The following is a 2,484-nucleotide window of genomic DNA, read 5'->3' on the forward strand; positions in this document are numbered from 1 at the left end:
TGGTCTGCGACTACCGTAAGCGGCCATGGGAGCACAACGGGCCCCAGCCCAGGGCCTGTCCGCCGACACGCCGGACGGTTTCGGCGTAGCGGTCGTACGCGAAGAGGGCCAGTGGCGGTGTTCTCCGATGGCCCGTAAATCCTTGATGAGCCTCAAGGCCGCCGAGACGGAGCTGCGGGAATTGCGCAGCGCCGGCGCGGTGTTCGGCCTCCTCGACGTGGATGACGAGTTCTTCGTGATCGTGCGCCCCGCGCCGTCGGGGACCCGGCTGCTGCTGTCGGACGCCACCGCCGCACTGGACTACGACATCGCCGCCGAAGTGCTCGACAAGCTGGACGCCGACATCGACCCCGAAGACCTGGAGGATTCCGACCCGTTCGAGGAGGGCGACCTGGGGTTGCTTTCCGACATCGGGCTGCCGGAGGCGGTGCTGGGCGTCATCCTCGACGAGGCCGACCTGTACGCGGACGAGCAGCTCGGCCGCATCGCCCGGGAGATGGGCTTCGCCGACCAGCTGTCGGCCGTGATCGACCGCATCGGTCGGTGATCGCCGACGAAGATCTGATCCGTGCCGCGTTGGCGGTCGCCGCGACTGCGGGCCCCCGCGACGTCCCCATCGGCGCGGTGGTCGTCGGCGCTGACGGGATCGAACTGGCCCGCGCGGTCAATGCCCGCGAGGCCCTTGGCGATCCCACCGCGCACGCGGAGATCCTGGCGCTGCGCGCGGCGGCCGGCGCGGCGGGTGACGGCTGGCGGCTGGAGGGCGCCACGCTGGCGGTCACCGTCGAGCCGTGCACCATGTGCGCCGGAGCGCTGGTCCTGGCCCGCGTCGGCCGGCTGGTGTTCGGCGCGTGGGAACCCAAGACGGGCGCGGTCGGATCGCTGTGGGACGTGGTCCGCGATCGGCGGCTCAATCATCGGCCGGAAGTGCGCGGCGGCGTGCTCGCCGAAGAGTGCGCCGCACCGCTGGAGGCTTTCTTCGCCCGCCAGCGATTGGGGTAACGGGCCGACGGTTCGGTAAGCTGCTCCGCGGTGGCGTGTCCGAGCGGCCTAAGGAGCACGCCTCGAAAGCGTGTGACGGCTAACACCGTCCGAGGGTTCAAATCCCTCCGCCACCGCCAAAGACCTGCACCCGCTAAGGCGGGGGAGGGCCGCCGCGCGCGTGTGCCGGGCTTTCGTCCGGAAGCACGCGCGGGAGACCGTCTTGAGCAGACCGGTGACGTAAAGTCGGCGCGTGCGGCCGGTTCTTCGGGGTTTCATTCGTGCAGCCGCCGGGCTCGGCGTGGTCGCGGCGCTCCTGGCGGTGTCGAGTGCCTGCACCACCCACAAGCACGATTCGGCCTCGAGTCGGCCGACGCTCACAGCCGCACCGACGGAAGGCGGGGACTGCGCGCCGGATCGGTTGGCGCGCTGCATACCCGGGCTGGCTGATTTTCAAGACGACCTCTTCAACCGCGTCAGCGTCTATGCGCCCCAAGCGGGCTTCGGGTCCGAGCCTCCCTTCGGCGGACGCGAGTCCACGCCTGCAGACTGCCAACGTCTGCCACGGTTCGGCGCGACCGACAAACCGGAACTGGATGTGGAATACAGCCCCGCCACGGACGCCAACGGTCACGTTCCGAGCAATCGATTCCCGGCGAACGGCGGCGATTCCGTCCGGGTCCGGTTCACCGCTGCGGGCGAGGGCGATGACGTCAGCAGCGAGATGGCGGCATGGTCGCATCGGTGCCCCATGTGGGCGGTTGCGCACCCGATGGACAACGGCGGCGTCCAGGGTTGGCTGGTCGGCGAATCCAGCCAAACGCTGGCGCAGTATCAATCAGGCGACACCGGACCCCAGTGGCCCAACGTCGTCAATATGGCAGCGACCGTGCTGCCCAGCCGGGTGACGGTGCAGGCGTGGTATCGCACGCCCGATCCGTCGGCGGCCTCGCGCAATCAGCTTCTTTCGGAGTTGATCGGCGCGGTAGGGCGATCTCGGCCGCGCTCGGCGCTGCCGCCGATGCTCGCCAACTGGAGCCAAGCCCAGATCTCGACGCTACTTCCAGCGCTGGCGGTTAACACCGACATCGAGACCGCCTCTGCTGACAACGGCGCCCTCACCAGCGGCCCGGGCGGCGCATCGTGGTCGCTCTGCCCGTCCGGTGGCTCGGTCCCCGCCCCGCGCTACGATCCCCTGGTCGGCTGGCAGGACTTCGACCAGTCGAAGTGGGACAAGCCCGGGAAACCGCCCCGTCCCAAAGTGATGATCGGCCGCGCGCATGCCGGCGACGATTTCCTCACCGATCTCCGGCGTGAAATCGCTACGTGCACTGCGCATTTAGCGGACAAGCCGGCACTCTGCGGGGAGCGCGAAAACCGCCAGACCCTCGAGACGGATTCGGCTGTCGCCGAAGGTGAGGACACGGTGCGGTTGACACACCGGTGGATGCGGGTAGTTGATGTCCGCGGCCATGGAGTGTGTGGTGAAGGCGTCGAGGCGCT

3 protein-coding genes and 1 tRNA gene are annotated in these 2,484 nt (G+C 69.2%); all 4 read left to right on the top strand.

Going from position 1 to position 2,484, the window contains the following annotated elements; translation table 11 throughout:
• The first annotated feature begins 25 nt into the window (after positions 1–25).
• Complete coding sequence (locus tag A9X03_RS03815; protein ID WP_067748783.1) at positions 26–547, top strand: tRNA adenosine deaminase-associated protein; 522 nt, start codon at positions 26–28, stop codon at positions 545–547.
• Positions 544–1,002, top strand: a complete 459-nt coding sequence (locus A9X03_RS03820; RefSeq protein WP_067748786.1) for a nucleoside deaminase — start codon at positions 544–546, stop codon at positions 1,000–1,002. Before A9X03_RS03815 ends, A9X03_RS03820 begins: the two co-directional genes overlap by 4 nt.
• A 29-nt stretch (positions 1,003–1,031) precedes the next feature.
• Positions 1,032–1,121: transfer RNA gene (locus A9X03_RS03825), tRNA-Ser, on the top strand.
• Between the two features lie 113 nt (positions 1,122–1,234).
• Positions 1,235–2,484, top strand: a 1,250-nt coding sequence (locus A9X03_RS03830; protein ID WP_156746462.1) for a hypothetical protein, incomplete at its 3' end; no start/stop codon positions are given.

The sequence above is a fragment of the Mycobacterium sp. E1715 genome, from assembly GCF_001667625.1.
Lineage (GTDB): Bacteria > Actinomycetota > Actinomycetes > Mycobacteriales > Mycobacteriaceae > Mycobacterium.

Excerpts from the sequence above, each read along its gene's own strand:
- A9X03_RS03815 (WP_067748783.1), top strand. The coding sequence starts at position 26 with ATGGGAGCACAACGGGCCCCAGCCCAGGGCCTGTCCGCCGACACGCCG.